Annotated in this window: 20 protein-coding genes and 1 tRNA gene; 14 read left to right on the top strand and 7 right to left on the bottom strand. The window is 65.2% G+C overall.

Features of this window, described 5'->3' with window-relative positions:
• Positions 1–75 precede the first annotated feature (75 nt).
• Positions 76–2859 carry an autotransporter family protein gene (locus tag ACVILL_RS13220; protein ID WP_456729440.1) on the bottom strand — a complete coding sequence of 928 codons (2784 nt, stop codon included), beginning with the start codon at positions 2857–2859 and terminating at the stop codon, positions 76–78.
• A 437-nt stretch (positions 2860–3296) separates the two neighbouring features.
• Between ACVILL_RS13220 and ACVILL_RS13215 the strand changes: the two genes are divergently transcribed.
• Complete coding sequence (locus tag ACVILL_RS13215) at positions 3297–4565, top strand: MFS transporter (protein WP_456729439.1); 1269 nt, start codon at positions 3297–3299, stop codon at positions 4563–4565.
• A 166-nt stretch (positions 4566–4731) separates the two neighbouring features.
• Here the strand turns inward: ACVILL_RS13215 and ACVILL_RS13210 are convergent, their stop codons facing one another.
• Entirely contained in the window at positions 4732–5466 is a 735-nt protein-coding gene (locus tag ACVILL_RS13210) for a hypothetical protein (RefSeq protein WP_456729438.1), read from the bottom strand.
• Positions 5467–5619: 153 nt separating this feature from the next.
• Positions 5620–5706, bottom strand: a tRNA-Leu gene (locus ACVILL_RS13205).
• Positions 5707–5850: 144 nt separating this feature from the next.
• On the opposite strand from ACVILL_RS13205, the gene ACVILL_RS13200 reads away from it, so the two are divergent.
• On the top strand, positions 5851–6819 hold the full coding sequence (locus ACVILL_RS13200; RefSeq protein WP_456729437.1) for a complex I NDUFA9 subunit family protein: 969 nt from the start codon (positions 5851–5853) through the stop codon (positions 6817–6819).
• A 189-nt stretch (positions 6820–7008) separates the two neighbouring features.
• Here the strand turns inward: ACVILL_RS13200 and ACVILL_RS13195 are convergent, their stop codons facing one another.
• Entirely contained in the window at positions 7009–7815 is an 807-nt protein-coding gene (locus ACVILL_RS13195; protein ID WP_456729436.1) for an undecaprenyl-diphosphate phosphatase, read from the bottom strand.
• A 263-nt stretch (positions 7816–8078) separates the two neighbouring features.
• Between ACVILL_RS13195 and ACVILL_RS13190 the strand changes: the two genes are divergently transcribed.
• The 3 genes from ACVILL_RS13190 to ACVILL_RS13180 all read left to right on the top strand — a co-directional run bounded on the left by ACVILL_RS13190 (position 8079) and on the right by ACVILL_RS13180 (position 10841).
• The gene (locus ACVILL_RS13190) at positions 8079–8771 is read left to right on the top strand and encodes a glutathione S-transferase family protein (protein WP_456729435.1); all 693 of its coding nucleotides are present in this window, start codon (positions 8079–8081) and stop codon (positions 8769–8771) included.
• Positions 8720–9943 (top strand): tRNA epoxyqueuosine(34) reductase QueG, encoded by a 1224-nt coding sequence (queG, locus tag ACVILL_RS13185; RefSeq protein WP_456729434.1) that lies wholly within the window; start codon positions 8720–8722, stop codon positions 9941–9943. Before ACVILL_RS13190 ends, queG begins: the two co-directional genes overlap by 52 nt.
• A 100-nt stretch (positions 9944–10043) precedes the next feature.
• On the top strand, positions 10044–10841 hold the full coding sequence (locus ACVILL_RS13180; RefSeq protein ID WP_456729433.1) for an acyl-CoA thioesterase domain-containing protein: 798 nt from the start codon (positions 10044–10046) through the stop codon (positions 10839–10841).
• A 97-nt stretch (positions 10842–10938) separates the two neighbouring features.
• Here ACVILL_RS13180 and ACVILL_RS13175 read toward each other — a convergent pair whose 3' ends face one another.
• Positions 10939–11409 (bottom strand): nuclear transport factor 2 family protein, encoded by a 471-nt coding sequence (locus tag ACVILL_RS13175; RefSeq protein WP_456729432.1) that lies wholly within the window; start codon positions 11407–11409, stop codon positions 10939–10941.
• Between the two features lie 25 nt (positions 11410–11434).
• Complete coding sequence (locus ACVILL_RS13170) at positions 11435–12229, bottom strand: alpha/beta hydrolase (RefSeq protein ID WP_456729431.1); 795 nt, start codon at positions 12227–12229, stop codon at positions 11435–11437.
• A 227-nt stretch (positions 12230–12456) separates the two neighbouring features.
• Between ACVILL_RS13170 and infC the strand changes: the two genes are divergently transcribed.
• The 3 genes from infC (at position 12457) to rplT (ending at position 14001) form a co-directional block, all read left to right on the top strand.
• Entirely contained in the window at positions 12457–12996 is a 540-nt protein-coding gene (infC, locus tag ACVILL_RS13165) for a translation initiation factor IF-3 (protein WP_024584293.1), read from the top strand.
• Positions 12997–13365: 369 nt separating this feature from the next.
• On the top strand, positions 13366–13566 hold the full coding sequence (gene rpmI, locus ACVILL_RS13160; protein WP_008539890.1) for a 50S ribosomal protein L35: 201 nt from the start codon (positions 13366–13368) through the stop codon (positions 13564–13566).
• Positions 13567–13641: 75 nt separating this feature from the next.
• Positions 13642–14001 carry a 50S ribosomal protein L20 gene (gene rplT, locus ACVILL_RS13155; protein ID WP_018269297.1) on the top strand — a complete coding sequence of 120 codons (360 nt, stop codon included), beginning with the start codon at positions 13642–13644 and terminating at the stop codon, positions 13999–14001.
• Between the two features lie 15 nt (positions 14002–14016).
• Here rplT and ACVILL_RS13150 read toward each other — a convergent pair whose 3' ends face one another.
• Positions 14017–14427: a hypothetical protein gene (locus ACVILL_RS13150; RefSeq protein WP_456729430.1), complete on the bottom strand. Its 411-nt coding sequence runs from the start codon at positions 14425–14427 to the stop codon at positions 14017–14019.
• Between the two features lie 205 nt (positions 14428–14632).
• Here ACVILL_RS13150 and pheS point away from each other — a divergent pair, with 205 nt between their 5' ends.
• The 6 genes from pheS (at position 14633) to lptE (ending at position 24074) form a co-directional block, all read left to right on the top strand.
• Positions 14633–15739: a phenylalanine--tRNA ligase subunit alpha gene (gene pheS, locus ACVILL_RS13145; RefSeq protein ID WP_456729429.1), complete on the top strand. Its 1107-nt coding sequence runs from the start codon at positions 14633–14635 to the stop codon at positions 15737–15739.
• A gap of 280 nt (positions 15740–16019) precedes the next feature.
• Complete coding sequence (gene pheT, locus ACVILL_RS13140) at positions 16020–18470, top strand: phenylalanine--tRNA ligase subunit beta (RefSeq protein ID WP_456729428.1); 2451 nt, start codon at positions 16020–16022, stop codon at positions 18468–18470.
• Between the two features lie 200 nt (positions 18471–18670).
• The gene (locus ACVILL_RS13135; RefSeq protein ID WP_456729427.1) at positions 18671–19447 is read left to right on the top strand and encodes a sulfite exporter TauE/SafE family protein; all 777 of its coding nucleotides are present in this window, start codon (positions 18671–18673) and stop codon (positions 19445–19447) included.
• Positions 19448–19480: 33 nt separating this feature from the next.
• On the top strand, positions 19481–20425 hold the full coding sequence (locus tag ACVILL_RS13130; protein ID WP_456729426.1) for an MBL fold metallo-hydrolase: 945 nt from the start codon (positions 19481–19483) through the stop codon (positions 20423–20425).
• Between the two features lie 468 nt (positions 20426–20893).
• Positions 20894–23530, top strand: coding sequence for a leucine--tRNA ligase (leuS, locus tag ACVILL_RS13125; RefSeq protein ID WP_456729425.1), 2637 nt, complete (start codon positions 20894–20896; stop codon positions 23528–23530).
• Positions 23517–24074 (top strand): LPS assembly lipoprotein LptE, encoded by a 558-nt coding sequence (gene lptE / locus ACVILL_RS13120; RefSeq protein ID WP_456729424.1) that lies wholly within the window; start codon positions 23517–23519, stop codon positions 24072–24074. Before leuS ends, lptE begins: the two co-directional genes overlap by 14 nt.
• Positions 24075–24108 lie beyond the last annotated feature (34 nt).

Here is a 24108-nt window from a genome sequence, read left to right as displayed (position 1 = left end):
GATGGCTCATGGTTTAGCGCTATTGTGCTGCGGAGACAATGGCTTGGGTTGCCCGCCGGCTCCACGCGCGCGGCATCATTGCCAGCTGACGCGAAGGCCGAGCCGGCCGGTGATGTCCTCGCGGTGGATGCTGTCCACCGAGGTCGTGTAGCCCATGCTCGCATAGGCGCTGACGGCACGATTGAGCTGCGCGGCGAAGCCGGCACCGACTTCAACCGCGGTGCCGCGGCTTTGCACGCCGATCAGATCGGTTGTCGCGAAGGCGATGCTGCGGTCGTTGCCGGCGGTGTGCCAGAGATTGGCTTCGAGATAGGGACGCAGTTCGGATGTGCCGGCGGTCAAGGTCGCGGGAATGCGCACGCCGAGCCGGCCGGTCAGCGTATCGGCGCTGCCGGGCGCGACGCTGGAGAAGATGTCGTTGAAGCTGTCGAACGACTGGCGCTGCCAGATCAACTGCGCCTGCGGCTCGATCGCAAGGAAACGGTTCAGCGGGATCGGCACGCCGGCTTCGAGCGACGCCGCGACGCCGGTGCCCGACACCCGCGCGCCGACCTGGCGATCCGACTGCGGACTTGCGCCGTAGAAGCTGCCCATCAGCACGGCGTCGACATACCAGCCCGAGGGGCCGATATGGGTCCAGTAGCCACCGACATTCTGGCTGTCGATTGACAGCGTGCCGGTGCGGACGTCGTTCCTGCCGAGCGCGAAGCCGTTGATAGTGCCGCTGGCCCAGCCATACGCATAGAAGAAGCCGGCGCGATCATGATGCTCGGGCGCGGACTGAAAGCGGAAGACGTCGACGCCGACCTGCACGCCGGCCATGGTGCCGTCGAAGGAGGGGCTGACCGTGCCGGCCCAGCCCTGCGAAGCGTGCGAGCCATAGGCGCGCGCCCACGCCGCCGGCCGTTCGCCGCCGCTGGTCAGCAAGCCCTGATCGCCCTGGCGCTGATGGAAGGTGCCGAGCGTCGCAAGCCCAAGCTTCTGCGCCACCTGCGGCAGCGCCGAATAGACCGCGACTTCCTCGCGGTAGAGCTCGACCGGCGCAGCGCCCGCGGGCGGCGGCGTCAGCGACGACAGGTCCTCCGCGGGCAGGCCTGCGGGTGGCGGCACCACGCCCGGCGATGATGGCGGCGCCGGTGCGGGCGCAGCCGGTGGCGCAGGCGACGCCGTGCCGGGCAACAGCGTCGAGCGCAGGTACCAATTGTCGGCGCTGCCGGCGGAGACGCCACCGCGAAACAGCAGATATTCGTGCGCGCCGGCGACGACGGCGTTGGAGAGGCCGAATGCGCCCGGCGCCGTGGTGCCGCCGTTGACGGCCTGCACCACCATGATTCCGTCGGCGGCGGTGAGCGCGCCCGCGCCACCGGCATTGGTGACGGTCACGGCGGTCGAGCCCGACGCATTGCCGCCGGAGATCACGAGACGATCCGACGGCGAACCGTCGCCGCCGAGCACGGTGCGCAGATAGAGGCCGCCGCCACTGCCGACATAGTTGCCTGATATCGTCAGGCTGTTCGCCGCCGTGGCGCCGCCATTGGTCAGGTTGATGACGCCGGCATTGGTGACGGTGATCGGCGGCCCGCCCGGAAACGGCGTAATCGACGGATTGGCACCGTTGCCGGCGAGCAGGCTGGTGCCGGCCGCGATCGACACATTGCCGGTCAGCGACGTCTGCAGCGTCAGCGAGCCGCTGTTGATGAAGGTGTTGGCGAAGGTGCCGGTGCCGGCCCAGGTCCAGTCATTGCCTTCCATCGTCAGCGTCTGGAATCGTGTGAAGGCATTGTTCACTGTGCCGCTGCCTTGCAGCCGCACCTGGTTGTTGCTGCCGCCGCCGTCGGCAAGGCCGACGATCTGCGAGCCGGTTTGCAGGATCATCGTCACGGCACCGCCGCCGCCCGCGACCGCGGTGCCGCTGTTGCCGGCGATCAGGCCGGCATTGACGATGGTGGTGGCGCCGTTGAGCGTGCGGATCGCGGGCCCCGCCTGACTGATGATCTTGCCGCCGGCGAGGTTTTCGATGCGGGCGGTGAACGACGATCCGGCGGTGTTGGAGAACACGCCGTCGGCATTGACGCCGCGCGCCTCGATCGTACCGCTGTTGCGCAGCACGCCGGCATTGCCTTGCATGAAGACGGTGTTGTTGGGGGTGCCGCCGGCATCGCCGCCGGTCGTCAGCAGCGTGCCGGTATTGGTGATGCTGACGAATTGTCCGGCGGAGAAGATGGCACGCGCGCCCGCCCCCGCTGTGGTGATGGTGCCGCTATTGTTGAAGGTGTTGTTGTCGCCGGTCTGCACATACATGCCGTGCGACTGCGGGCCCTGGGTGGTGATCGTCCCGGTATTGATCAGCGTATTGTTGCTGTGCTGCGTAAGACCCGTGATGGCAAGGCCGCGCGAAGTGCCGTTCTGCGTCGTGATCGTGCCGTTGTTAACAAGTGTGTTGCCGTTGCTGCTGGCGGCGATCGCATTGCTGCCGGCGCCGGTGGTCGTGATCACGCCCGACGTGCCGTTGGTGAAGACATTGCCGTCGGCACTGCCGAAGACGCCGGTGCCGCCACCGCTGATCGTCAGCGTGCCGTTGTTGGTGGCGGTGCTGTTGGAGACGAGACCGATCGCGGTCGCTCCGGCGCCCGGCGTGATGCCTGAACCCTGCTGCACGTTCACCGTGACGTTGGAGCTGCCGGCCGCGGCCTGCACACCCGTGGGCGAGGGATTCGGCGCCGACGTCGAGCAGGTCACCGTCTGACCGCTCACCGGCGCGAAATTGTCGCACGCCGCAGACGCCTGCGAAGCGGTCAGTAAGCAGCCGCCACCCAAGGCGGTGCATGACAGGATCCTCGCGAGCCGCGATGAAACCATGCCCTTCTCCCCCACGTCATCATTGGTCGGCGCGAACCCGAGCCCCGGCCTCGCGCCACTTGCCACCCCCCGCCCCGCTCTCAGCGTCGGCTGATCCGCTCCGTTCAAGTTTGAGACGACTTGCACTGTCCTGTTGCGTGACCGCCACATGCGGAACCATTAGATGCATCGTCTGGATTCACACCCTTGACGTGCATACGCTTCCAAGGTTGTGAAGTACACCACTCACGCGTTGCGGGCCTTGCCCGACACAACCGGAAACAATCGTCTCAAGCGTCGGACGCTCCGCCATCCCCCGTTGTCCCGCCGGCCTCGGTGCGGCGCGCCAACGCGGTATGCATTTGATTTTGATGGAACTGTTGCCCCGGCGCCTCATGAAATTCCGGCGCGCCCTCCCTATCTGTTGCCGGCCCGTACTTACCCTTGAAATGAGTCTCATGTCGGAACAGACCATTGCCGCGCCGATCGACGACGACCAGCAGGAGCGCGGTTTCTCGCGCTATCAATCGTTCCTGATCGCACTGCTTGCCTTCACGCAATTCACTTTGATCCTCGACTTCATCATCATGTCGCCGCTCGGCGCCATCCTGATGCCGTCGCTCAACATCACCGCCGCGCAGTTCGGCGTCGCGGTTTCGGCCTACGCCTTCGCCGCGGGCATTTCCGGTATCCTCGCCGCCGGCTTTGCCGATCGCTTCGACCGCAAGCGGCTGCTGCTGTTCTTCTATGTCGGCTTCATGCTCGGCACCGTGCTTTGCGCGGTGGCGCAGGATTTCCACGTGCTGCTGCTCGGCCGCATCGTCACCGGATTGTTCGGCGGCGTGATTGGTTCGGTCGTGCTCGCCATCATCACGGACCTGTTTCCGCTGCAACTGCGCGGCCGCGCGATGGGCGTGCTGCAGACGGCGTTCGCCGCGAGCCAGGTGCTCGGCGTCCCGGCCGGACTTTTCCTGGCCAATCACTGGAACTGGCACATCTGCTTCGTCGCCATCGTCGGCCTGTCGATTGCGGCGATCGCGACCATCGCGCTGTTCATGGAGCCGGTCGACGGCCACCTCAAGCTGCAGCACGACAGCAGTCCGTTCCGCCACCTGATCGCGACCGTGGGCCAGCCGCGCTACACGCTGGCCTTCCTGGTGACGACGCTGCTGGCGACCGGTGGCTTCATGCTGATGCCGTTCGGCAGCGCCTTCACCGTGCACAATCTCGGCATCGATATCGTGCATCTGCCGACGATCTATCTTGTCTCCGGCCTGTTCAGCATCGTGATGGGGCCGCTGGTCGGCCGCGCCAGCGACGCGTTCGGCAAGTATCCGATCTTCGCGTTCGGCTGCGTGGTGTCCGTCATCATGGTGCTGATCTACACCAACCTCGGCCACGTCTCGCTGCTGACCGCGATCCTGGTCAATGTCGTGATGTTCGTCGGGATCTTCTCGCGCATGATCCCGTCGCAGGCGCTGATGTCGGCGATCCCCGACGCCAGCCAGCGCGGATCGTTCAGCGCGGTCTCAGCCTCCGTGCAGCAGCTCTCAGGCGGCCTGGGCTCGGTGGTTGCAGCCGCGATCGTCGCCGAGCATCCGGACGGCTCGCTGCAGCATTTCGACCGGATCGGCTATGTCGTGGTCGCGACGACCCTGATCTCGCTGGTCGCGATGTACTTCGTGCAGAAGCCGATCGCGCGACGCGCCGGGCGGCGGATCGTGTGAGGGGAGGCGCTAACGGAGTGATCCCGAGTCGACCACCGGGAGTATGAAAGAATGAAGTTGCTGGCCCGGACGAAGCGGGTCTGCTGGAGAAGAAGCTCCGTCGCGAGATCGCGGACTATACTGATCCGAAATCCGTCCTCTATTGCGAGAGTGACGGCCGCCGGGATTACTCCCGCCCGCGGCTCTGTGCTTCCTCAACCTTCGACTGGTCGAGCTTGCTGCAATAGATCGCCGTCTCCATCAGCAGCGTCAGCGCAATGTCGGGTGACAACACGCCCTTCACGTCGTGAATGGGACGAGTTGCAGCCTGGGCGGCAATGGCCGACCACCATGCGACGGGCGCCATACCAAAGTCGCGGCCGGCATTCGGAAATTTGCCGGAAAAGCACATCGCCGCCGTCGGCCAAACCACCTTGAGCAGGTCGCGGGCCGGCAGATGGGCCTGGTGCTCGGCGGCGACCGAAGACTTGCCCTCATCTGCGCCACCGATGGTCGATCCGACGTGCCTGAACATCGCATCCAGCTTCGGCAATTGTTGAAGCGGCAAACCCGCCGCCACCGCGGCGCCGGCAGCCAATGTCCAGACACAACGGTTGCTGCCAGACTCGGCGTCGGGCACCAGCATGTAGTTCAGGGTGTCACCAAACCAATAACGCTCGCCGGACGTCACGTCGACGCGGTTGATATTGACACCCATCACCGGCGGACTCTCCGCAAACAGCGTTCGTTGCGCGGCATAGCCCGCAATGGCGCCGACCGCTGAAATGTAGGTCTCCGCGTGGGTACGACCGGAGACCGCCATGCGCGGTCGGACGTTTCTGACGAGGTGGCCGAGTGCAAAATTGCACGCGACAGCGTCCGGCGCGTCCTTCCATGGCAGTTCATTTGCGGTGGTGGTCATGCGGGCATCCTGCGCAGAGACTGGGGCAGGACCGAGGACGATCACCCGGATAGCTGCGCGGCCGGCGGATGAGCCGCGGCCGTCGATCCGCCCTGTTCGGGTGAGCCATCATCGCGGATGATCAGCGATTTCAATCGCTTAAAAAGGAAGGGGTGGTGCCCAGGAAAGGACTCGAACCTTCACGGCCGTTAAGCCACTGGCACCTGAAGCCAGCGCGTCTACCAATTCCACCACCTGGGCGTGGGCGCGTTAGTAAGGTTCGGTTACGCGCTTGTCAAATTCGCGAGCGAAAAATCGAATACCCTGTACATGGTGGGGTCGATGGCGTATCGCCAGACGGCTAACCCACGTCAATAACTCCCGAAATCCGACAGGAACCACCCCATGGCATCGAACCTGGACACCACAGTCACGGTCTTTGGCGGATCGGGTTTTCTGGGGCGGAACGTGGTCCGGGCGCTGTCCAAGCGCGAGTACCGGGTCCGCGTCGCGGTGCGGCGGCCCGAACTGGCCGGCCATCTGCAGCCGCTCGGCCGGGTCGGGCAGATTCACGCGGTCCAGGCCAATGTGCGGTACCCGGCCTCGGTCGAGGCGGCGATGCGTGATTCGCAGGTCGCCATTAACCTGGTCGGCATTCTGGCCGAGGGCGGCGGGCAGACCTTCGACGCCGTGCAGGTGAAGGGCGCCGAGACCATCGCCAAGGCGGCGGCCGCGAGCGGCGCCCGGATGGTCCATGTGTCGGCGATCGGGGCCGACGCAGATTCGCTGTCGGGCTATTTCCGCGCCAAGGCGGAAGGCGAGACGGCGGTGCAGGCGGCGCTGCCGTCAGCCACCATCATGCGGCCGTCGCTGCTGTTCGGGCCCGAGGACGAGTTCACCAACCGCTTCGCGGCGCTGGCGCGAATCTCGCCGGTGCTGCCGCTGGTCGGGGGCGGCGTCAACACGGTGCAGCCGGCCTATGTCGCGGATGTCGCGGACGCGGTGGCCGATGCCGTCGACGGCAAGGCGAAGCCGGGCGCAACCTACGAGCTCGGCGGGCCGGAAGTGCTGACCATGCGCGAGGTGATGGAGATCATCCTCAAGATCACCCAGCGCGATCGCATGCTGGCGCCGCTGCCGTTCGGCCTTGCCAAGCTCCAGTCGTACTTCCTGCAATTCGCGCCCGGGCCGTTCACCCTGACGCCGGACCAGGTCGCGATGCTGCGCGTGGACAATGTGGTGTCCGACGCCGCCAAGGCCGCCGGGCTGACCTTCGCGGGCCTCGGCATCACGCCCGATTCGATGGAAGCGGTCGCCCCGCAATATCTCTGGCGCTTCCGCGCGGCGGGGCAGTTCCAGAAGAAGAGCGCGTAAGCAGCTCTCTCCGCCTGTCGTCCCGGTCGTTGTTGCTTGGGGAGAGTGTAGCTTCCTCGTCGTCCCGGCGCAGGCCGGGATCCATAACCACCGCGGCTGATTGTTGCAGGGCTGTGGCCCCAACGTCGCGCGAAACTTCCATTCGGGGCAATGGGTCCCGGCTTTCGCCGAGATGACGGTTAGAGCTACTTACCGGCCCATCGCCAGCGCGATCAGGCCTAGCGTGCCGACGATCACGCGCCACCAGGCAAAGAAGGTGAAGCCGCGGCGGGTCACGAAGTTGAGGAAGGCGCGCACCACGATCATCGCCGTGATGAACGACACCACGAAGCCGACCGCGATCACGCTGAGATTGTCCGAACTGAAGTCGGCGCGGTTCTTGTAGAAATCATAGACGAACGCGCCGACCATGGTCGGGATCGCGAGGAAGAACGAGAATTCCGCCGCGGAGCGCTTGTCGGCGCCGAGCAGCATCGCGGCGACGATGCTGGCGCCGGAGCGCGACACGCCGGGGATCATCGCCAGGCACTGCGCGACGCCGATCCAGAAATACATCAACAGCGGAAAGCGCGTCGCATCGTCCTCGTACACTTTGAGATCGAGCTGATCGACCCAGAGCAGCACGGCACCGCCGACGATCAGCGTGAAACAGACCACCCACGGATTGAACAGGAATTCCTTGATGTATTTGCCGGCGATCAGGCCGATCACGACGGCCGGCAGGAACGCTACCAGCACGCCGATCACGAAGCGGCGGTCGTCGGGGTTGGAGAACATGCCGAGCGCGACGCGCCACAATTTGGTGAAGTAGAGCACGAGGATCGCGAGGATCGCGCCGAGCTGAATCAGGATCGCAAAGCTCTTCCAGAAATTGCCTTCGCCGAGATTGAAGAAGCGCTCCGCGAGCAGCAGGTGGCCCGTCGAAGAGACCGGCAGGAACTCGGTGACGCCCTCCACGATGCCGAGAATCACCGCCCGCAGCATATCCGTCATCATGGTGTGGCCTGCCCTGTGTGGAAAACGGGATTCTTCTCGCTTATTCGCACATTGGCCGCAATCGCAAAAAATCGTCAAACAATGGGTTACCCGGCCGATTTGCTGAGCTATAGCGTTTTTGTGACCCGCACCATCTGCGGGGGTGGCTACCGGTTTGCGTGCTGACGCGACATAGAGACGAGCGGAACTGGCCTGGCCAAATCACACGGTCCGGTCGCACAGGTTGATGGTTTCTTAAGCGCCACGAAACTACCAAGGGCTACATGTACACGCTGTATCACCATCCGTTCTGTCCGCATTCGCGCTTCATTCGCCTCGTGCTCGGCGAGTATGGCCTCGATCTGCGCCTTGTGGAGGAACGGGTCTGGGAACGGCGCGAGGCGTACCTGGCGCTCAATCCGGCGGCCACCACACCGGTGCTGATCGCCGAGGGCTTTCCGCCGATTCCGGGCGCGCCCGTCATCGCCGAATATGTCGACGAGACCCACGGCCTCGACGCCGGCGAGCGGCGGCTGTTGCCGACGTCTTCGGCCGAACGCGTCGAGGTGCGCCGGCTGATGGCGTGGTTCAACGAAAAGTTCTTCGAGGAAGCCTCCAACCCGCTGGTGACCGAGCGGATCTACAAGCGCTTCATGAGCGAGGACCATGGCGGCGGCCCGCCGGCCCCCGACATCATGCGCGCCGCCAAGGTCAATGTGCGCTATCATCTGAGCTATATCGGCTGGCTGGCGAAGACGCGGAACTATCTCGCCGGCGACCGCCTCACCTACGCGGATCTCGCCGCCGCGGCGCACCTCTCGGCGATCGACTATCTGGGCGACGTGCCATGGAGCGAAGACGACGCGGCAAAGTCGTGGTACGCGCGGGTGAAATCCCGCCCGTCGTTCCGCCCGCTGCTCAGCGAATGGCTGGCGGGGGTGCCGGCGTCGCGCACCTATGTGGACCTCGACTTCTGAACCAGGCGGTCGGGCTCTCTCCCTCCGATCTCAAGGCAGCGCTTCAACGCGAGGCACACGCGCTCGGCTTCGATGCCGTCGGCTTCACCGCTCCTGATGCGACCAGCGCGGCCGGCAAATATTTCCTCGAGTTCCTCGGCGCCGGTGGCCATGGCGACATGGACTGGCTCGCCGCCAATCCGGAGCGGCGGGCCGACCCGCGCGTGCTGTGGGGTGGCGCGCGCTCGATCATCATGTTCGGCGTCAATTACGGGCCCGACGACAATCCGCTCGATATCCTCGCACAGCGATCACATGGCGCGATCTCGGTCTATGCGCAGGGCGACGACTATCACGACGTGATCAAGAAGCGGCTGAAGACGCTGGCGCGCTGGCTCACCGCGATGACCGGCGACGAGGTGAAGGTGTTCGTCGACACCGCCGCCGTGATGGAGAAGCCGCTGGCACAGGCGGCCGGCATCGGCTGGCAGGGCAAGCACACCAACCTGGTGTCGCGCGAGTTCGGCTCGTGGCTGTTTCTCGGCGCGATCTATTCCGCCACCGAGCTGCCGCGCGACGAGAGCGACACCGATCACTGCGGCAGTTGCCGCGCCTGCCAGGACATCTGCCCGACGGCGGCGTTTCCCGCGCCCTACAGGCTCGATGCGCGGCGCTGTATCTCGTATCTGACGATCGAGAACAAGGGCCCGATCCCGCACGAATTTCGCAAGGCCATCGGCAATCGCATCTATGGCTGTGACGATTGCCTCGCGGTGTGCCCGTGGAACAAGTTCGCCGAGGCGGGACGCGAGCAGAAGCTTGCCGCGCGCGATGCGTTGCGCGCGCCCTCGCTTCGCGATCTGGTGCAGCTCGACGATGCAGCGTTCCGCGCGCTGTTCACCAAGTCGCCGGTCAAGCGCATCGGCCGCGACCGCTTCATCCGCAATGTGCTGATCGCGATCGGCAATTCCGGCGATGCAAGCCTCGCCGGCGAAGCGCGGCGCTTGCTCAACGACGCAAGCCCGCTGGTGCGCGGCGCCGCGGTGTGGGCGCTGTCGCAACTGATCGCGCGCGATGAGTTCGCGGCGCTGGCCTCACGCGCCGGCGGAGAGCCTGACATCACGGTGCAGCAGGAGTGGCAGTTGGCCTTCTCCCCTCATGGTGAGGAGCGCGAAGCGCGTCTCGAACCATAAGGCCCGGTCTGTAGCCTCATCCTTCGAGACGCGCGCGCCGCGTTCGATGAGGGGATGAGTCTTGATTTCATCGCGCCGTTCCCGTCATGGTCGAGAGGCCATGACAAACCAGCCCTTCTTCAGCCGGCACGGCGACGGCTTCATGCCGACGGCCGTTGCCAACGGACCGTGGAGTCCGGAATCCCTGCACGGCCGCGTCGTGATCGGCCTGCTTGCCTTCGTCATCGAGGAGCGCCACGGCTCCGACGATTTCGTCCCGGCGCGGCTGACCGTCGACATGTTCCGGCTGCCCAACATCACGACGCCGATCGAGGTCACGACGCGGCTGGTGCGCGACGGCATGCGCATCAAGATGATCGAGGCCGAGTTCTATTCCGGCGGCACCAGCATGGCGCGCGCCTCCTGCCAGCTGTTGCGCAGGACGGAAAATGCGCCCGGCAATGTCTGGTCGCCGCCGAACTGGCAGGTGCCGGCGCCGGCAGACATTCCGAAGCCGACCGATCCCCGGCTCGGCATGAACGGCAAATGGGAGACGCGGCCGATTGTCGGTCACATGGGCTCGCTCGGCGAACGCCGGCTCTGGATGAGCGAGGTCCGCGAGCTCGTCGAAGGCGTGACAATGACGCCGTTCGTCCATGTCGCGACCGGCGCGGATTTCGCGAGCCCCTTCGCCAATGCCGGCGATCAGGGCCTCGGCTATATCAACAGCGACGTCACGATCTATCTGCACCGGCTGCCGGTGACCAACTGGATCGGGTTCGAGGTGGTCAATCATCATGCGACCGACGGCATCGCGATCGGCGAATGCTGGCTCTATGACGAGCAGGGCCCGATCGGCACCTCGACCGTGGCGGCGCTCGCGCAGCGCAAGCCGATGACCAACCCGCCGCCGCCGTAAGCTTTCGCCGCCGTCATTGCGAGCGAAGCAATCCATGCTTCCGCGAATGTGGCCCTATGGATTGCTTCGTCGCTATGCTCCTCGCAATGACGGAAAATTAGTCGGCCAAATGCCGCTGCATCTCCGGCCGCGCCCGCAGCGCTGCGCCCTGCTTGCCGACGATCTTCGCGATCCGCTCCGGCGCAAAATTCAGATCGACGAACGCCGGCGCGGTGTTGGCGACCTCGTGGTACTCCGTGATCTTGCCGTCGCGCAGCCGCATGATCGCGACGCCCTCGAACATCGCACGCGCGCCCTTGGCTTCCGGCAGGGTCGAGCGATAGCTGAACGTGTAGCGCGCGTAGAGCGTATTGCCGTCGGTGACGGGATCGTGCATCACCCAGCGGAAATCGGTCGCGGTCCGGTAAAACCAGTCGTCGATCATCGCGGCGATTTTGGCATGACCCTCGAAGGCGCCGTAGAACACGTCGTGATAGACGCCGTCCTCGGTGAAGAGGCTTGCGAAGGCCTTGCCGTTGCGCTGCTCGACCGCGTCGCAGAACGCGCGCAGCATTGTCGTCGTGTCCATTGGCGCTTCTCCCTCTCCGGAGAGTCTAGCCGATCTCCGCCACCGCGGCGATGATCCGCGCGATGTCCTGCGGCCGCGACAGGCGGTGGTCGCCGTCCTGGATCATGGTCAGCACCACGTCCTCGGCGGGCAGCCGGTGCACCAGCGCAAAGGCGTGCTTCCACGGCACGTCGGGATCCTGCGCACCCTGCAGGATGCGCACCGGACAGCCGACGTCGATCTTGCTGCCGAGCAGCAAATGGTTGCGGCCCTCCTCGATCAAATTGCGGGTGATCGGATAGGGCGAGCCGTCACCATATTCGGACGGACGCAGCCACATGCCCTTGGTCTCGATCTCGGCGCGGATCTCCGGCGAGAACGACTTCCACATCAGTTCCTCGGTGAAGTCGGGCGCTGGCGCGATCAGCACCAGGCCGGCGAGCTGTGCCTTTGCGTTGCCGCGCCTTGCGATCTCGCGCGCCAGCAGCAGCGCCATCCAGCCGCCCATCGAGGAGCCGATCACGACCTGCGGCCCACTGCAGAACTGCGAGAACACCGCAAAACTCTCCTCGAGCCAGCGGCCGATCGTGCCGTCGGCGAAATCGCCGCTGGACTCACCGTGGCCGGAATAGTCGAACCGGACGCAACCGCGGCCGTGCTCGGCGGCCCACGCATCGAGCGCGAGCGCCTTGGTGCCGGCCATGTCGGACTTGAAGCCGCCCAGCCAGAAAAGGCCCGGATTGGTGCCGGGGCGGGCGCGCACCGCGATCCGGCGCGCCTCGCTGCCCTCGCCGACCTCGATGAAAGCGGGTTCCTGTCCGGATGCGGCGGTTTGGCTCATGGTTCGGTCACTCGCGTGTCAGAGATCTGGTTTTCAATCGTCGCGCGGCAGCGGTCAACGGCAGCAGGCACGCCTTGCGGCGCAGAGGCGCCCGCTATATGTGCCGGGCGTGGCCAAAATGCCTCGCAATTGACGGTTTTGCCGCATAGAAAGCGAGTTCGCTTGCCCGTTGCAGCGTCTTGCTTCAAAATATCCGCCTTCCCTTTCACAACTTTGGAGAGTTACCCATTCGCCGTCCCAATAGAGCCCCGCCCACAGTCGCAAAAGACGGGCCGCGCACCAATGACGAGATTCGCAACGCGCAGATCCAGCTGATCGATGCCGATGGTGTCAACAAGGGCACCGTCGAAACCATGGTGGCCATCAAGATGGCCATGGAAGCCGGCATGGACCTCGTCGAGATTTCGCCGAACGTCAGTCCTCCGGTCTGCAAGATCATGGACTACGGCAAGTACAAATATTCCGCGCAGAAAAAGGCCGCCGAGGCCCGCAAGAAGCAGAAGGTCGTCGAGATCAAGGAGATCAAGCTCCGCCCGATGATCGACGATCACGACTATGACGTGAAGATGCGCGCGATGCAGCGCTTCTTCGAGGAAGGCGACAAGGTCAAGATCACCTTGCGCTACCGCGGTCGTGAGATGGCGCACCAGGAGATCGGCACCAAGCTTTTGGACAAGGTGAAGGCCGACGTCGCCGAGTTCGCCAAGGTCGAGCAGGACGCGAAGTTCGAGGGCCGCCAGGTCGTGATGGTGCTGGCGCCGCGCTGATCGGGTTGGGATTGGACGATATCGGGCGGTCCGTCAGACCTCTGGCGGGCCGCTTTCGTTTCCCGTAGCCCGGATGAAGCGAAGCGTAAGCCGGGTCCGGAACATCCGCGGGCAGACTAGCCCCGGATTTCGCTGCGCTCCATCCGGGCTACGGTTCCGTAGAGAAACTACTCCAACGTTGCAAAACCGCCGATCCTCTGTCATAAGCCGGGCCTTCGCCGCCCGGCTGATCAAGGGCTGCCGTGGCGACGTCTAGTGCAGGTTCTTTCAATTCGGAAAAAACCACAGCACTTTCAACGCTCTAACGAGCATTTTAGCCGGCCGGACGCCTCTCGGGGCGATTTTCGTGCTGTGCCACAGGAGAGCTAAATGCCCAAGTTGAAGACCAAGTCGGGCGCTAAAAAGCGCTTCAAGGTGACCGCCACTGGCAAGGTCATGCACGCCCAGCGCGGCAAGCGCCACGGCATGATCAAGCGGACGAAGAAGCAGATCCGTCAGCTCCGCGGCACCCGCGTGCTGTTCAAGACCGACGGCGACAACGTCAAGAAGTACTTCTTGCCGAACGCCTGATCGCGCCGATCCGCTTGAACCCCCGCCGCGACCGCGCGGCGCCCCGTCACCTCTTCCAGATCAAGGATTTCCGTCATGTCTCGCGTCAAACGCGGTGTGACCGCCCACGCCAAGCACAAGAAAGTCTACAAGGCCGCCAAGGGCTATTACGGCCGCCGCAAGAACACCATCCGCGTCGCCAAGCAGGCCGTCGAAAAGGCCGGCCAGTACGCCTTCCGCGACCGCAAGCGCAAGAAGCGCACCTTCCGCGCGCTCTGGATCCAGCGCATCAACGCCGCGGTCCGTCCGTTCGGCATGACCTACAGCGTGTTTATCAACGGCCTCTCCAAGTCGGGCGTCGTCGTCGACCGCAAGGTGCTGTCGGATCTCGCGATCCACGAGCCGGTTGCGTTCCAGGCGATCGCCGAGAAGGCCAAGGCTGCCCTCGCAGCCTGATCCTAGCGGGCCTTGTCAACGGGTCTTGGGGCCCGCTTTCAGCGCCTTCTGCGAATAGCGCTGCGAAACCTCTGCCCGGCAGAACGCGGTGAACGAGCGGTACATGGTGCCGCTCTCATTGCGGTATTTGCTGTCACAGCGCTTGAGCTGGCTGGCATAGGCCTTCTGCTGCGACGCCCCGAGGCCGGACAGGAAGTCCGCCTCGCATTTCTTCTCGACGGCGTCGCCGAGCAGCACGTCGCCGCTCGCCCCGAACTCGCAATCCTGGAACACCTTCATGGCCGCCCCGCAGCCGTGTTGGGCGTTGATGGCTTCGATGATCTCGTCCTGGCTCATGGACTTCGCCATGCAAACGGCTGACAGCGCCGGGGTGGCGGTCATTGACACAAGGGCGGCCAAGGCCGCCAGGCCGGATCGCAACAGCATCGCACAGTCTCCTATTCCCACTTGGGTAGCCCGGCCTCTGCGCGGGGTTCAATGCCGCCGGCCACGAGCCCGAAATGACCGGCTTTTTGCTTGACGTTACGGCCTTCGGGCGGCGACAACCCAGCCGCATTTTGGCGCGTGGCCCTGATGGCGGGGACCGGTTCTCCCCACCAGACCATGCTCCGCTCAAGCGCAGGAATTGACCGTGTCCGACCTCGCAACGCTCGAAACATCCATCCTCGACCAGATCGCTTCAGCCGGTGACGAAGCCGCCCTCGAGGCGGTGCGCGTCTCGGCCCTCGGCAAGAAGGGCTCGATCTCGGCGCTCCTCGCGACCCTTGGAAAAATGCCGCCGGAGGAGCGCAAGACCGAGGGCGCCAAGATCAACCTCGCCAAGGATGCGGTGACACAGGCGCTCGCGGCCAAGCGCGACGTGCTGAAGGCGGCCGCGCTCGACGCCCGGCTCGCCGCCGAGACCATCGACGTCACGCTGCCGCTGCGCGAGGCGCCGGCGGAGACCGGCCGCGTCCATCCGCTGAGCCAGGTCTGGGACGAGCTCACCACGATCTTCGCCGACATGGGCTTTGCGGTCGCGGAAGGTCCGGACATCGAGACCGACGATTACAATTTCACCAAGCTGAATTTCCCGGTCGGCCATCCCGCCCGCGAGATGCACGACACCTTCTTCTTCAACCCGAAGGACGACCCCGGCTCGGGGACCGGGGCAGGCGGTTCGCGCATGCTGCTGCGCACCCACACCTCACCGGTGCAGGTGCGCACGATGCTGAGCCAGAAGCCGCCGATCCGCGTGATCTGCCCGGGCCGCACCTATCGCATCGACTCCGATGCGACGCATACGCCGCAATTCCACCAGGTCGAAGGCCTCGTGATCGACAAGGGCTCGCATCTCGGCCACCTCAAATGGATCCTGCACGAGTTCTGCAAGGCGTTCTTCGAGGTCGACCACATCAACATGCGATTCCGGCCATCGTTCTTCCCGTTCACCGAGCCGTCGCTCGAGGTCGACATCCAGTGCCGCCGCGACAAGGGCGAGATCCGCTTCGGCGAAGGCGAGGACTGGATGGAGATTCTCGGCTGCGGCATGGTGCACCCGAACGTGCTGCGCGCCTGCGGCATCGATCCCGACGTCTACCAGGGTTTTGCCTGGGGCATGGGCATCGACCGCATCGCGATGCTGAAATACGGCATCGCCGATCTGCGCCAGCTGTTCGAAAACGACGTCCGCTGGCTCAACCACTACGGCTTCAAGCCGCTCGACATCCCGACGATCGCGGGCGGGCTGAGTTCGTGAGGCTGGCTCTCGTTGACCCACGTCGCGCTCCCTCCGTTCCCTCCCCCCTTGCGGGGGAGGGTCAGGGAGAGGGGTGGCCGCGAACGCTGAACGCAGTCGCTAGCCAGTACATCTCCGCGAGTCCTTTTTGCTTCGATGTTGCTGAACCCACCCGCGACGCAACGTCCTTTCGCGCAAGCGGCCTGCCCCTCTCCCCAACCCTCCCCCGCAAGGGGGGACGGAGCCCTACCGCCGGTGCAAGTATCCTGATCAACACCAACAAGAACCGAGGCATGCAGCCGTGAAGTTCACCCTCTCCTGGCTGAAGGAACATCTCGAGACCGACGAGCCGCTCGACAAGCTGGCCGACAAGCTCACCATGATCGGGCTTGAGGTCGAGAACATCGAGGACAAGGCGAAGGCGCTGGCGCCGTTCACCATCGCGCGCGTGATCTCGGCCGAGCAGCACCCGAATGCCGACCGCCTGCGCGTCTGCATGGTCGACACCGGCAACGGCGGCGCGCCGGTGCAAGTCGTGTGCGGCGCGCCGAATGCGCGCGCCGGGCTGATCAGCGTGTTCTCGCCGCCCGGCACCTACATCCCCGGCAAGGACATCACGCTCGGCGTCGGCACAATCCGCGGCGTCGAGAGCCGCGGCATGCTGTGCTCGGCGGCCGAATTGCAGATCTCGGAAGACCACGACGGCATCATGGAACTGCCGGCGGACGCGCCGGTCGGCAAGGGCTACGCCGATTGGGCCGCGCTCGGCGATCCCGTCATCGAGATCAACCTGACGCCGAACCGGCAGGACTGCACCGGCGTGCACGGCATCGCGCGCGATCTATCCGCCGCCGACATGGGCAAGTTCAAAGACCCCGGCATCAAGCCGATCAAGGGCGAATTCCCCTGCCCGGTCGAGGTGAAGGTGGAAGACGCCACGCTGTGCCCGGGCTTCGCGCTGCGGCTGGTGCGCGGCGTAAAGAACGGCCCGTCGCCGGAATGGCTGCAGAAGCGGCTGACCTCGATCGGCCTGCGCCCGATCAACGCGCTGGTCGACATCACCAACTTCATGACCTACGACCGCGCCCGCCCGCTGCACGTGTTCGACGCCAAAAAGGTGCGCGGCAATCTCACCGTCCGCCGCGCCAAGGACGGCGAGACGCTGCTCGCGCTCGACGGCCGCACCTACACGCTCGACAGCAACATCTGCGTGATCGCCGACGAGCATGGCGTGGAGTCGCTCGCCGGCATCATGGGCGGCGAGGCCTCGGGCTGCGACGACAACACCACCGACGTGCTGATCGAATCGGCGCTGTGGAACGAGATCAACATCGCGCAGACCGGCCGCAAGCTCGGTATCAATTCGGATGCGCGCTATCGCTTCGAGCGCGGCGTCGATCCGGCCTTCATGGTGCCCGGGCTCGAGCTCGCGACCAGACTCGTGCTGGAACTGTGCGGCGGCACGCCGTCCGAGAACGTCGTGGTCGGCAAGCAGTTCGGCGAGGATCGTGTGATCGATTTCCCGCTCAGCGAGGTGAAGCGTCTTGCCGGCATCGAGGTGCCGCTGGTTGAGGTGAAGCTGATCCTGACCCGGCTTGGCTTCATGCTGGCCGGCAACGGCCCCGTCGTGAAGGTCGCGATCCCGTCCTGGCGCACCGACGTGCAGGGCAAGGCCGACATCGTCGAGGAGATCGTGCGCATCGTCGGCGTCGACAAGGTGCCGATGACGCCGTTCGACCGCGGCGAGGAGCCGCGCAAGCCGGTGCTGACGCCGATGCAGCTGCGCACCCGCCGCGCCAAGCGCGCGCTCGGCGTCCGCGGCATGGTGGAAGCCGTGACCTGGTCGTTCATCACCAATGACGCGGCAAAGCTGTTCGGCGGCGGCCAGAGCGAGCTCGTGCTCGCCAATCCGATCGCGGCCGACCTTTCCGACATGCGGCCGAGCCTGCTGCCCGGCCTCGTCGCGGCGGTTCAGGCCAACATCAACCGCGGCACTCCCGATGTCGCGCTGTTCGAGGTCGGCCAGGTGTTCCGCGGCGACAGGCCTGAGGATCAGTTGGTCGCCGCCTCCGGCGTGCGTCATGGCTTGTCGTCTTCGCTTGGTCTGGGGCGAAATTGGTCTGATCCAACCGATCCGACCGTGTTGCGTACAACCGAGAAACGCGTGCTCGAGACCAAGGCCGACGCCTTCGCCGTGCTGGCGGCCGCCGGCGCGCCGATGCAGGCGCTGCAGATCGTACCGGGCGGTCCGGCGTGGCTACATCCCGGACGCGCCGGCACCATCCAGATCGGCCCGCAGAACGTGCTCGGCTGGTTCGGCGAGCTGCATCCGCGTGCGACCGAGGCGCTTGGCGCCGATGGCCCGATGATCGTGTTCGAGGTGATCCTCGAGCGCATCCCGCAAGGCAAGCAGCGGGCGACGCGCGCCAAACCGGTGCTGGAGCTCTCGGCATTCCAGCCGGTGTCGCGCGACTTCGCCTTCAGCGTCGACCGCAGCGTCAAGGCCGGCGACATCGTTCGCGCAGCGCAGAATGCCGACAAGAAGCTGATCACCGACGTGACCGTGTTCGACGTCTATCAGGCATCCGGCAACTACGAAGCCAAGGGCGTCGATCCCGACAAGAAGTCGATCGCGATCGCGGTGACGATCCAGCCGCGCGAGAAGACGATGACCGACCAGGAGATCGACGCGGTCGCGGCCAAGGTCGTCGCCGAGGTGACCAAGAAGACCGGCGGCACGCTGCGCGCGTGATGCCAGCCACAGGCGGTATATTGCACCGTCACCCTGAGGAGCGCGCTCTTGCGCGCGTCTCGAAGGGTCGACGGCCGATCTGTGGCCAATTCATCCTTCGAGGCTCGCTGCGCTCGCACCTCACGATGACGGGTCTAATAGGATGGCCTGTCGGCATGAGTACATTTGCCGGATAGCCGCTTGAACCTTACTCCCTTCCCATGACCTCCTTCAGCCTGATCCCGTCCGACATCTCGACCAGCATCGCGCTTGCGATCTGCGCGATCGCTTTCGTGTCGGGCACGGCGCGCGGCTTCTCGGGCTTCGGTTCGGCGCTGATCTTCATGCCGCTCGCGAGCAGCGTCGCGGCGCCGCGGCTGGTGGCGGCATTGCTGCTGATCATCGACTTCATCGCCGCCACGCCGTTGCTGCCGAACGCCTGGACCCATGCCGACCGCAAGGCCACCGCTGTCATGGTCGCCGGCGCACTGGTCGGCGTTCCCATCGGCACCTATTTCCTGACCGTGCTCGAGCCCGTGACCACGCGCTGGATCATCTCCTGCTTCGTCGCCGCGCTGCTCGCGCTCTTGCTGTCGGGCTGGCGCTACCACGGCAAGGATCACGTTGCCCTGTCGGTCGGCGTCGGCGGCCTCTCCGGCTTCTGCAGCGGCCTCGCACAGACCGGCGGGCCGCCGATCGTCGCCTACTGGCTCGGACGCCCGATCTCGTCGGTGATCTCGCGCGCCAACATCGTGCTGTTCTTTGGTGCGTCGGATTTCTTCGCGCTGGTCAGCTACTGGTTCACCGGATTGATCACGATCGAGTCGGCAAAATTCTCGCTGATCGTCGGCCCGATCTACGGCATCGGCGTCTGGTTCGGCGCCTCGCTATTCGGCAAGGCCAGCGAGCAGGTGTTTCGCGCGATCTGCTACGCACTGATCGCCACTGCCGTCATCGTCGGCCTGCCGGCGCTTGATGGCATTTTACGCGGCGGCTAGGGTCACGGCAGTCAAAAAGACCGGGAGGACACGATGATCGATCGCCGCAATGCGTTGAAACTGGCGCTCGGCAGCGCCGCCATGCTCGCGGCGCCGGCGGTGCACGCGCAGGACGCAAAGCCGCGCACCCGCATCGTGTTCCTCGGCACCAAGGGCGGCCCGCGCGTCGGCATCGGCGCTTCCAATCCCGCCAATCTCGTCGTCGTCAACGATACGCCCTTTGTCATTGATTGCGGCATGGGCGTCAGCCGCCAGCTGGTGCGCACCGGCGTGCCGATCCCTTCCGTGAAGTACATCTTCATCAGCCACCACCATTCCGATCACAATCTCGAGTACGGCAATCTGTTCTACAACGCCTGGGCGGCGGGCCTCTCGACGCCGATCCATTCGTTCGGCCCCAAGGGCATCGAGGCGATGACCAGGGAATATTGGGAGCTGAACAAGTTCGACGTCGAGACCCGGATCGAGGACGAAGGCCGCCCCGACCCGCGCAAACTCCTGATCGCGAAAGACATCACCGACGACGGCGTGGTGCTGAAGACCCCTGATGTTACCGTCACCGCGTTCCGCACGCCGCATCCGCCCATCGTCGACAATTTCGCCTACAAGTTCGAGACGCCGGACGGCACGATCGTGTTCTCCAGCGACACCGCCTACAATCCGAAGCTCGCCGAGTTCGCCAAGGACGCCGACGTGCTGGTGCACGAGTGCCTCTACATTCCCGCGGTCGATCGCCTGGTCGCAAAGACCAAGAACGGCGCGACGCTGAAGAAGCACCTGCTCGACAGCCACACCTCGACCGAAGACGTCGGCCGCATCGCAGCCGCCGCCGGCGTCAAGACGCTGGTGCTGAGCCACTTCGTCCCCGGCGACGACCCTGATGTCACCGACGACGACTGGACCAGGGACGTGAAGACGAATTTCAGGGGCCGGATCGTGGTGGCCAAGGACCTGATGGAGCTGAAGCTGCCGGTGTGAGGCGGCGTATTGTCTCGCGTCGTATCACGACGAGAAAGCCGCATGCGATGGTGAGGTGAGCACACTGCTCAGGCTCCCTCCCCCTTTGCGGGGGAGGGCTGGGGAGAGGGGTGAGCCGCGGGCTCGGTCTTTCGTTCGGTGCATGGTCTCGCAGGCACGTCTGTGCAAAGCAGATACGGGGAGTTCACGCCGTGTGGCACCCCTCTCCCTCAAGGGGAGAGGGAACCCTTCCGCCAGCACGTCCCTCACGCGCCAATCATTGATTTGCCCGACGGCGCAAGCCCGTCCGCGGCGTATTGGGTCACCCGCTTTCCGGGCCTGTCCTTCTCCTGCCCTCCAGCGGCCGCCCGGGCATGACCATTTGGCAGACCCCAACCCGTTGACCCCGCAGGCGCTTTTGTGGCCTAGTCCGCCGTCCCCGGATGGGACCCGAAAATCACCCAAAGCCACCTAGAATCTTGCGATTTCATGACCGCCGAACGCTATAACGCCCGTGAATCCGAACCCCGCTGGCAAGCCATCTGGGACGAAAAGGCGATCTTCGCCTCCAAGAACGACGATCCGCGGCCGAAATACTACGTGCTCGAGATGTTCCCCTATCCGTCGGGGCGCATCCATATCGGCCATGTCCGCAACTACACGCTCGGCGACGTGCTGGCCCGCTTCATGCGCGCCCGGGGCTACAACGTGCTGCACCCGATGGGCTGGGATGCGTTCGGCCTGCCGGCGGAGAACGCCGCGATCGAGCGCAAGGTGGCGCCGAAGGCCTGGACCTACGACAACATCGCCGCGATGAAGAAGCAGCTGCGGTCGATCGGGCTGTCGCTCGACTGGTCGCGCGAGTTCGCGACCTGCGACCCCGGCTACTACAAGCATCAGCAGAAGATGTTCCTGGACATGCTGGCCGCCGGTCTCGCCGAGCGCGAGAAGCGCAAGCTGAACTGGGATCCGGTCGACATGACCGTGCTCGCCAACGAGCAGGTGATCGACGGCCGCGGCTGGCGTTCGGGCGCTGTCGTCGAACAGCGCGAGATGAGCCAGTGGGTCTTCAAGATCACGAAGTACTCGCAGGAGCTGCTGGACGCGCTCGACGGCCTCGACCGCTGGCCCGACAAGGTGCGGCTGATGCAGCGCAACTGGATCGGCCGTTCCGAAGGCCTGTTGATCCGCTTCGCGCTTGATGCGGCGACCACGCCGGCCGGCGAGACCGAGCTGAAGATCTTCACGACGCGGCCGGACACGCTGTTCGGCGCCAAGTTCATGGCGATCTCGGCGGATCATCCGCTGGCGCAGGCGGCTGCCGCCAAGAACCCGAAGCTTGCCGAGTTCATCGCCGACATCAAGAAGATCGGCACCGCGCAGTCGATCATCGACACCGCCGAGAAGCAGGGGTTCGACACCGGCATCAAGGCGGTGCATCCGTTCGATCCGAGCTGGAAGCTGCCGGTCTATGTCGCGAACTTCGTGCTGATGGAGTACGGCACCGGCGCGATCTTCGGCTGCCCGGCGCACGACCAGCGCGACCTCGACTTCGTCAACAAGTACAATCTCGGCAACGTGCCGGTGGTCTGCCCCGAGGGCCAGGACCCGAAGACCTTCGTCATCACGGATGTCGCCTATGACGGCGACGGCCGCATGATCAATTCGCGCTTCCTCGACGGCATGACGATCGAAGCGGCGAAGGAAGAGGTCGCGAAGCGTCTGGAAGCCGAGCTGCGCGGCAATGCGCCGGTCGGCGAGCGGCAGGTCAATTTCCGCCTGCGCGACTGGGGCATATCGCGCCAGCGCTACTGGGGCTGCCCGATCCCGGTGATCCATTGTCCGAAGTGCGACGTGGTGCCGGTGCCGGACGACCAGTTGCCCGTGACGCTGCCGGAGGACGTGAGCTTCGACAAGCCTGGCAACGCGCTCGACCATCACCCGACCTGGAAGCACGTCACCTGTCCGAAGTGCGGCGGCAAGGCCGTGCGCGAGACCGACACGATGGACACCTTCGTCGACTCGTCCTGGTACTTCGCGCGCTTCACTGATCCGTGGAACGCGACCGCGCCGACCACGCCCGCGGTCGCCAACCGGATGATGCCGGTCGACCAGTATATCGGCGGCGTTGAGCACGCGATCCTGCATCTGCTCTACAGCCGCTTCTTCACCCGTGCGATGCAGGCGACCGGCCACGTCGACATGAAGGAGCCGTTCGCCGGCATGTTCACCCAGGGCATGGTGGTGCACGAGACCTACCAGAAGGCCGACGGCAGCTGGGTCACGCCGGCCGAGGTGAAGGTCGAGGTTGCCGGCAACGACCGCCGCGCGGTGCTGCTGGCAACCGGCGAGGACGTCGCGATCGGCCCGATCGAGAAGATGTCGAAATCGAAGAAGAACACGGTCGACCCCGACGACATCATCGCGAGCTACGGCGCCGACGTCGCACGTTGGTTCATGCTGTCGGACTCGCCGCCGGATCGCGACGTGATCTGGAGCGACGAACGCGTGCAGGGCGCCTCGCGCTTCGTGCAGCGGCTGTGGCGGCTGGTCAACGAATCGGCCGAGATCGCCAAGGCGGCGCCGGCGGCCCGGCCGGCCAATTTCGGGCCCGAGGCGCTCGGCTTGCGCAAGGCCGCCCATGGCGCGCTCGACAAGGTGTCATCCGGGATCGAGCGGCTGCATTTCAACGTGTGTCTCGCCCACATCCGCGAGTTCACCAATGCGCTGGCCGAGGTGCTGGCGAAGGGCGACCAGCCGGCGCCTGACGTCGCTCCAGATGTTTCTTGGGCCGTGAAGGAGGCCGCGACCATCCTGGTTCAGCTGTTTTCGCCGATGATGCCGCATCTGGCCGAGGAGTGCTGGGTGGTTTTGGGCCAGAACGGGCTGGTTTCCGAGGCCGATTGGCCGCAAATCGAGCGCGATTTGCTGGTTGAAGACAGCGTGACCCTGGTCGTCCAGGTCAACGGTAAAAAACGAGGTGATGTTACCGTGCCACGCACCGCCCAAAATACGGATATAGAGGCTGCCGTTTTGGCGCTCGATGCGGTAAAAGCCGCCTTGGGCGGCAAACCCGTCCGCAAGGTGATCGTGGTGCCCATGAGGATCGTCAATGTTGTCGGCTAGGATCAGGATCGCCGCCCGGCTCGTGGCCGTGGCCGCCTTGGCCGGGCTGACGGCCGGCTGCTTCCAGCCGATGTATGCCGAGCGCACCCTAGACGGTCAGTCGTCCGCCCTGCGCGAAAAGCTGATGGGCGTCGAGGTTCCGCCGGTCGACAAGCCGAACGCGTCGCGCGAGGCCCGGGTCGGCGTCGAGGTCCGCAACACGCTGGCCTTCAAGCTCTACGGCACTGCCACCGGCATGCCGCCGACGCATCGGCTGGTGCTCCGCTTCAACACCAGCCGCTCGTCGCTGATGATCGACCCGACCACGGCGCTGCCGACCAGCGAGAACTACGGCATCGACGCCCAGTTCAACCTGATCGAGATCGCCTCGAACAAGTCGGTCATGACCGGCACGACGTTCTCGCGAGTGTCCTATGACATGCCCGGCTCCTACCAGCGCTTCTCCCGCCAGCGCGCCCTGCGCGACGCCGAGGACCGCGCCGCGCAGGAGATCGCCGACAACATCCAGACCCGGCTTGCCTCGTTCTTCTCCGCCGGAACCTGACGCATTGGCGTCATTCCGGGGCGCGCCAGCGGCG

This window comes from Bradyrhizobium sp. USDA 3364 (assembly GCF_054056355.1).
Note: the sequence above shows the minus strand (reverse complement) of the source record. Positions and strands in the feature narration are given on the sequence as shown.

Excerpts from the sequence above, each read along its gene's own strand:
- leuS (WP_456729425.1), top strand. The coding sequence starts at position 20,894 with ATGACCGCCGAACGCTATAACGCCCGTGAATCCGAACCCCGCTGGCAA.
- ACVILL_RS13220 (WP_456729440.1), bottom strand. The coding sequence starts at position 2,859 with ATGGTTTCATCGCGGCTCGCGAGGATCCTGTCATGCACCGCCTTGGGT.
- ACVILL_RS13180 (WP_456729433.1), top strand. The coding sequence starts at position 10,044 with ATGACAAACCAGCCCTTCTTCAGCCGGCACGGCGACGGCTTCATGCCG.
- ACVILL_RS13210 (WP_456729438.1), bottom strand. The coding sequence starts at position 5,466 with ATGACCACCACCGCAAATGAACTGCCATGGAAGGACGCGCCGGACGCT.
- rplT (WP_018269297.1), top strand. The coding sequence starts at position 13,642 with ATGTCTCGCGTCAAACGCGGTGTGACCGCCCACGCCAAGCACAAGAAA.
- ACVILL_RS13170 (WP_456729431.1), bottom strand. The coding sequence starts at position 12,229 with ATGAGCCAAACCGCCGCATCCGGACAGGAACCCGCTTTCATCGAGGTC.
- rpmI (WP_008539890.1), top strand. The coding sequence starts at position 13,366 with ATGCCCAAGTTGAAGACCAAGTCGGGCGCTAAAAAGCGCTTCAAGGTG.
- queG (WP_456729434.1), top strand. The coding sequence starts at position 8,720 with ATGGCTGGCGGGGGTGCCGGCGTCGCGCACCTATGTGGACCTCGACTT.
- ACVILL_RS13135 (WP_456729427.1), top strand. The coding sequence starts at position 18,671 with ATGACCTCCTTCAGCCTGATCCCGTCCGACATCTCGACCAGCATCGCG.
- ACVILL_RS13150 (WP_456729430.1), bottom strand. The coding sequence starts at position 14,427 with ATGCTGTTGCGATCCGGCCTGGCGGCCTTGGCCGCCCTTGTGTCAATG.
- ACVILL_RS13190 (WP_456729435.1), top strand. The coding sequence starts at position 8,079 with ATGTACACGCTGTATCACCATCCGTTCTGTCCGCATTCGCGCTTCATT.
- ACVILL_RS13130 (WP_456729426.1), top strand. The coding sequence starts at position 19,481 with ATGATCGATCGCCGCAATGCGTTGAAACTGGCGCTCGGCAGCGCCGCC.
- ACVILL_RS13175 (WP_456729432.1), bottom strand. The coding sequence starts at position 11,409 with ATGGACACGACGACAATGCTGCGCGCGTTCTGCGACGCGGTCGAGCAG.
- ACVILL_RS13195 (WP_456729436.1), bottom strand. The coding sequence starts at position 7,815 with ATGATGACGGATATGCTGCGGGCGGTGATTCTCGGCATCGTGGAGGGC.
- ACVILL_RS13215 (WP_456729439.1), top strand. The coding sequence starts at position 3,297 with ATGTCGGAACAGACCATTGCCGCGCCGATCGACGACGACCAGCAGGAG.
- lptE (WP_456729424.1), top strand. The coding sequence starts at position 23,517 with ATGTTGTCGGCTAGGATCAGGATCGCCGCCCGGCTCGTGGCCGTGGCC.
- ACVILL_RS13200 (WP_456729437.1), top strand. The coding sequence starts at position 5,851 with ATGGCATCGAACCTGGACACCACAGTCACGGTCTTTGGCGGATCGGGT.